The 5,604-nt window shown below is 68.1% G+C and carries 4 protein-coding genes and 1 pseudogene; 4 read left to right on the top strand and 1 reads right to left on the bottom strand.

Annotated features, from left to right (window positions below; genetic code table 11):
* Window positions 1-115: 115 nt before the first annotated feature.
* The gene (locus MJ783_RS16885) at window positions 116-1,297 is read right to left on the bottom strand and encodes a Fic family protein (RefSeq protein WP_239311401.1); all 1,182 of its coding nucleotides are present in this window, start codon (window positions 1,295-1,297) and stop codon (window positions 116-118) included.
* 210 nt (window positions 1,298-1,507) lie between these two features.
* Here MJ783_RS16885 and MJ783_RS16880 point away from each other — a divergent pair, with 210 nt between their 5' ends.
* The 4 genes and pseudogenes from MJ783_RS16880 to MJ783_RS16865 all read left to right on the top strand — a co-directional run.
* Window positions 1,508-1,906 (top strand): hypothetical protein, encoded by a 399-nt coding sequence (locus tag MJ783_RS16880; protein ID WP_239311400.1) that lies wholly within the window; start codon window positions 1,508-1,510, stop codon window positions 1,904-1,906.
* Between the two features lie 150 nt (window positions 1,907-2,056).
* Window positions 2,057-3,796: an aspartate--tRNA ligase gene (gene aspS, locus MJ783_RS16875; protein ID WP_239311399.1), complete on the top strand. Its 1,740-nt coding sequence runs from the start codon at window positions 2,057-2,059 to the stop codon at window positions 3,794-3,796.
* Window positions 3,797-4,108: 312 nt separating this feature from the next.
* Window positions 4,109-5,251 carry a glutamate--cysteine ligase gene (locus tag MJ783_RS16870; protein ID WP_239311398.1) on the top strand — a complete coding sequence of 381 codons (1,143 nt, stop codon included), beginning with the start codon at window positions 4,109-4,111 and terminating at the stop codon, window positions 5,249-5,251.
* A 127-nt stretch (window positions 5,252-5,378) separates the two neighbouring features.
* Window positions 5,379-5,604: pseudogene (locus tag MJ783_RS16865) on the top strand (amidohydrolase); the annotation flags it as partial.

The following is a 5,604-nucleotide window of genomic DNA, read 5'->3' as shown; positions in this document are numbered from 1 at the left end:
GCGGGAAGATCGCCTCGAACTTCACGGCCAGCCCGGCTGTGTCCATGCCGCCCATAACACACCAACGGACGCCGTTCCGGGACTCTACGTGTTATTTTTCTGCGCTCCCTAAGTATCACTCGATCATCGTGGGCTGTGGGGACGAGGCCGGGCGACCATCGATCGCCTGGAGGATGCCGTTCGCGACGAACAGACGGTTGCGGGTACGGCCGGGCAGCTCCGTGAGGATTTCGGCTTCCACCAGTTTCGCGACGTTCAGGCTGGCGGAGCGGTGCGTCACGTCGAGGATGCGCCGAGCCCGGCTGACGGTCAGCGCCGGGATCTCGAACAGGGCGTCCACCAGTACCGCCAACAGCGCGGACGAGCGTGCGGTACCGACCCGGGCGCGGTAGTCGTCCCGCAGAGCCTGCAGTGTGGCGGAACGCCGCACTGCATCCCGGGCCTGTTCGGCGACACCCCGAAGGAAGAAACCCACCCAGCCGGGCCAGTCTCCATGGGTGGAGACCCGCAGCAGGCGGGCATAGTACTCATCGCGCCGCGGTTCGATCCAGGCCGAGATGTCCAGCAGCGGGGCGTTCAGCAGCCCCCATTCGGCCAACAGCAGGACGACGAGGAGCCTGCCGACGCGGCCGTTGCCGTCGAGAAACGGGTGGATCGCCTCGAACTGGTAGTGCGTGCACGCAATTGTGATGAGCGGTGGCAGGTCGTGGTCGGCATGCAGATGTTTCTCGAACGAGTCCAGGCATTCCCACAACCGCTCGGGGGGCGGCGGAACGTAGGTTGCGTCGTCGAGGGTGCAACCGGGCGGCCCGATCCAGTTCTGGCTTCGCCGAACGTCACCAGGAGTGGCGTAGTTGCCGCGGACGCCGCTCAGCAGGACGGCATGTGCCTCCCGTAGCAGCGACACGCTCAGGGGGAGCCGGCGGTTCGGGTCGAGGACGTGTTCGACCGCTGTCACATAGTTGAACACCTCCCGGACGTCGTCGCCTTCATCGTGGGTCGGTCGGTCCGCCTCGAACAGGACCAGATCCGACACGGACGCCTGGGTGCCCTCGATCCGGCTGGACAGCACAGCTTCCCGGCGGACGAGGGCGCGGGCCAGCAGCCGTGGGTTCGGCAACGTCCGGCCGGCGCCGGCAAGTTCGCCCAGCGCGCGGTCGGCCTCGGAGAGCAGGCCGATCAGGGGCCGGTCGAAGTCGAGCGCGGGCGGCAACGGTGGCGGGAGGAAGGCGAGGTAGTCGCGTTCGGCCCGGACGATGTAGCCCGACTGCTCAGGAGCGAAGGAGTCGCGTCGCACTGGTACTGACCTACCGTCCCGGCGTCCTTGTGATACCTACAGGGCTGTTTGGTATCACAAGGATGCGCCAGTGGTAGGTAAGTATCACTGGCGCCGAGCTATGACCGGGCGGCCCCGCGCGGGACGCTCCGGTGCGCGGCATCGGGTCTCCGGGCGTGCGGAGAGCATGATTGCGCACCTTTCGACCGGTTCGGTGGGAGGCTGGCAGGCATGCGTCTGAGACCGGTGCGGACGGTCGGGCCGCCGGAGGTTCCGCTGGAGCCGGGGGAGTTCACCGAGGTCGTGCTGCGCGGCCGGCTCACCGCCCCATCCGGCCCGGGGGTGCTGACGGCGCGGGCCGAGCGGTTCATCGGCCACCGCCTGGGGACGTCCCGCTGGATCCTGCTCACCACCCGGCGGCTGCTGGTCGTCGCGCCCTTCCCGCGCGAAGGCGACTACTTCGATGTCGCCTTCGACCGGCGGGTGCTCTCGGCGTCCCAGGGGCGTAAGCACGGAGAGCTGATCACGGTGGACCTGACGACCCCGGCCGGCCGGCAGGTGCTGCGGGTGCCGGCCAGCCTGCGCTCCGAGCTCTCCCGTTTCATCCGTGCCCTGCGCCGCCCTCGTTAGGCCGGATCCGGATCGGGTGACGCCGGGCGCGCGGCAATATCCGATCGGTCACCGCGATCCCGGCCGGTAAGGTCGGTCGGGTCAGGCACGTCCCGCGATGTGGGGCGCGGGCCGAGGGAACGGGCCGAGGGAAGCGGGACGGACGGGTCGATGAAGACGGCGATGCGGTCACACCTGTGCGGTGCGCTGCGCACGGGGCACATCGGTGAGACGGTCACGGTGTGCGGCTGGGTGGCTCACCGCCGCCAGCACGGCCAGTCGTTGATGTTCGTCGACCTGCGGGATCACGCCGGCCAGGTGCAGTGCGTGGTGGACGGGTCCGTCGACGCCCGGTCGGAATACGTCCTGCGCGTCACTGGCACGGTGGTGGCCCGGCCCGAGGGGACGGTCAACCCGAACCTCGGTACTGGGGATGTCGAGCTGCGCGACTGCACGGTGACGGTGCTTGCCCCGGCGGCACCCCCGCCGTTCCCGATCGACGACCGTGCCGGCTCGGTCGACGAGTCGACCCGGCTCGCCTATCGTTATCTTGACCTGCGCCGTGAACGCATGCAGCGCAACCTGCGGACCCGTTCGGCGGTACTGGCCGCGCTGCGTTCCGCGCTGGCACCACGCGACTTCGTCGAGGTCGAGACGCCGTTGTTGATGCCGTCCACGCCAGAAGGCGCCCGGGAGTTCGTGGTGCCGTCCCGGCAGACGCCGGGGAGCTTCTACGCGCTGCCGCAGTCCCCGCAGCTGTTCAAGCAGCTGCTGATGGTCGGCGGCACCGACCGGTACTTCCAGTTCGCCCGGTGCCTGCGCGACGAGGACCTGCGGGCCGACAGGCAGTACGAGTTCACCCAGCTTGACCTGGAGATGAGCTTCGTCGACCAGGATGACGTGCTGGAGGTGATCTCAGCCGCGGTGCTGGCCGCGACCGAGGCGGTCACCGGCGCCGCGCAGCCGCCGATCGAGCGGATCACCTGGCACGACGCCATGGACCGGTTCGGGGTGGACAAACCCGATCTGCGTTTCGGCATGGAACTTGTGGAGCTGACCGGGATCTTCACGGCGAGCGGGTTCCAGGCGTTCGCCGGGGCACCCGCGGTGAAGGGCATCCGCGTACCCGGCGGTTCGGCCACGCACAACCGCAAGGCGTTGGACGCCCTGACCGACCGGGCCAAGAAGCTCGGGGCCAAGGGCCTGGTGTGGATGCGGGTCGGCGCGGACGGGACGCTGGAGTCCCCGGTGGCGAAGTTCCTGTCCGCCGCCGAGCTCGCCGGGATCGTGAAGGCGACCGGCGGTGAGACCGGTGATCTTCTCCTGCTCGTCGCGGACGAGTGGGCGATGGTGTGTGAGGTGCTCGGCCAGCTGCGCAACGATCTCGGGCGCCCGGCCGTCGGCGAAGGCGGGTTCCGCTATGTCTGGGTCGTCGACTTCCCGCTGTTCGTGGGGATCGACGCGCAGACCGGACGTCCCAAGCCCGGCCATCATCCGTTCACCCGCCCGCATCCCGATGATGTCGACAAGATCGAAACAGAGCCGCTGGCAGTGCGCAGCCGCGCCTACGACCTGGTCCTCAATGGCTGGGAGCTGGGCTCGGGCTCGATCCGGATCCATGAGCCCGAGCTGCAACAGCGGATCTTTGCCGCGCTCGGGATCTCCGCGGCCGAGGCTGACCGCCGCTTCGGCTTCTTCCTCACGCCGTTCTCCTTCGGCGCGCCGCCCCACGGCGGGTTCGCCGTGGGAATCGACCGGCTGGTGGCGATCCTGGCGGGTGAGGACAACATCCGCGAGGTCATCGCCTTCCCGAAGACCCAGTCCGGTCTTGATCCGATGACGGGTGCCCCCACCGAGATCGAGCCGCGCCAACTGCGTGAGCTGGGCATCCGGGTACTGCCCTCGGCGTAGGCGCGCCGTGCGCAAATTATGCGCACGATTCATGGCGAAAGCCTCCGGACCGTGGCGCTGGGACTTACGGTTACTCGGTTAGCGCGTCCTGTTCCAGCGTCCCGCGGCTCTCCGGCAGCGCGAGAAGTGTGCACCGAGTTGATCTTTTTGCGTGCCTTGTCGGCAGTCTCGCGCGTTGGGCGTTGCGCGTTGCCCCGCGGGTATGACCGACGCATCCGTCTCAGTCACGGTGTCGGCTGGTGCAGGCCCGGCGGGCGGGGAGCGCGGTTCGGGGACGGGACGCGGCAGCCGGATGCAGCGGGAGGCCAGGGAATGCGGATACCGTTCTCGTCGTCGCCGACGTCCAGTCTCGGCATCGAGTGGGAGTTGCAGCTGGTCGACCGCGACACCCGTCACCTTCGCGGGGCGGCGACCAGCATTCTCGACGAGTACCAGAACAAAATTGGCCGGGATGCCGAGCCACGGGCCAAGTACGAGCTGTTCGAGTCGACCATCGAGGTCGTTACCGGTATCTGTGACACGGTGTCCGAGGCCACCAGCGACCTCCTGGCAACCGTCTGTTTCCTGGAAGATCTGGCCGAATCGCGGGGGCTCGCGCTGACGTGCAGCGGGACCCATCCGCTCACCCACTATGACACGCAGCGGCTCAGTCCCGACCCCCGCTACTTCTCGCTGGTGGACCGTATGCAGTGGGTCGTGCGGCGTTTGCTGGTCTTCGGCGTGCATGTGCACGTCGGGGTCCGTTCACCGGAAAAGGCGATCCCCATCGTGAACGCGCTCGCCGCCTATATCCCGCACTTTCTCGCACTGTCCGCATCCTCACCGTTCTGGCTGGGCGCGGACACGGGACTGGCATCGACGCGTTCGAAATTGTTCGAGCTCCTGCCCACAGCGGGTCTGCCGCAGCTGCTTTCCGACTGGGGGCAGTTCGAGCGGTTCATGGGCACGATGGCGTCGGCTGGCGCGGCCGAGAGCATCCGCGAGGTGTGGTGGGATGTCCGTCCCCACCCGAACTTCGGCACGGTGGAGCTGCGTGTCTGTGACGGCTTGCCGACACTGCTGGAGGTCGGGGCGGTCGCCGCTCTGACGCAGTGTCTTGTCGACCGGATGAACGTTCAGCTCGACCGGGGCTACACGTTGCCGACACCACATCGATGGGTTGTCCAGGAGAACAAATGGCGGGCGGCCCGCTATGGCCTTGACGCCGAGATCATGGTGGATGAGCGAGGTACGACGCGCAGCGTCCGCGACGACCTCGTTGACCTGGTGGAGGATCTCCTGCCGGTGGCGCGCCGGCTGGCGTGTCCTGGCGAACTGGCTGACGTCCTGCACATTGTGGATGTCGGTTCGAGCAGCGAGCGACAGCGGACGGCGGCGAGGCGGGCTGATGGGGATCTGACCGCCGTGGTGGATACCCTGCTTCAGGAGATGGAGTTTCGCCGGCCCGTGCCGTGAATCCGGGCCGGCGCTGGTGGAGAGGTGGGGCCAGGCCCTTGCTGTACAGGAATATCCGCCCTGATCAGGTCTTTCGGGCGGGCGCACGATATGCGTGTGGGCAGTGGGCGCAGTCCGGGCGGCCGGCATGACAGCGAGCGCGGCTGACGCGGTCGCCGCCTGGCTGAATCAGCATGAAGGCGAGCTTGTCGCGTTCAGGCGTGACCTTCATGCCCATCCGGAACTGGGTAGACAGGAACATCGGACAACTCGCGCGATCGCGGCTCGGCTGTCAGCTGCCGGGTTGACTCCGCACCTGCTGCCGGCTGGGACAGGCCTGTGGTGTGACATCGGCCCGGTCTGTCGGGATGCGG

The organism is Protofrankia sp. Cj3, from assembly GCF_917627355.1.
Taxonomy (GTDB): domain Bacteria; phylum Actinomycetota; class Actinomycetes; order Frankiales; family Frankiaceae; genus Protofrankia.
Note: the sequence above shows the minus strand (reverse complement) of the source record. Positions and strands in the feature narration are given on the sequence as shown.

What these genes read in the sequence shown, in the direction of transcription:
- aspS (WP_239311399.1), top strand. Translation starts at nt 2,057, where the DNA reads ATGAAGACGGCGATGCGGTCACACCTGTGCGGTGCGCTGCGCACGGGG.
- MJ783_RS16880 (WP_239311400.1), top strand. Translation starts at nt 1,508, where the DNA reads ATGCGTCTGAGACCGGTGCGGACGGTCGGGCCGCCGGAGGTTCCGCTG.
- MJ783_RS16870 (WP_239311398.1), top strand. Translation starts at nt 4,109, where the DNA reads ATGCGGATACCGTTCTCGTCGTCGCCGACGTCCAGTCTCGGCATCGAG.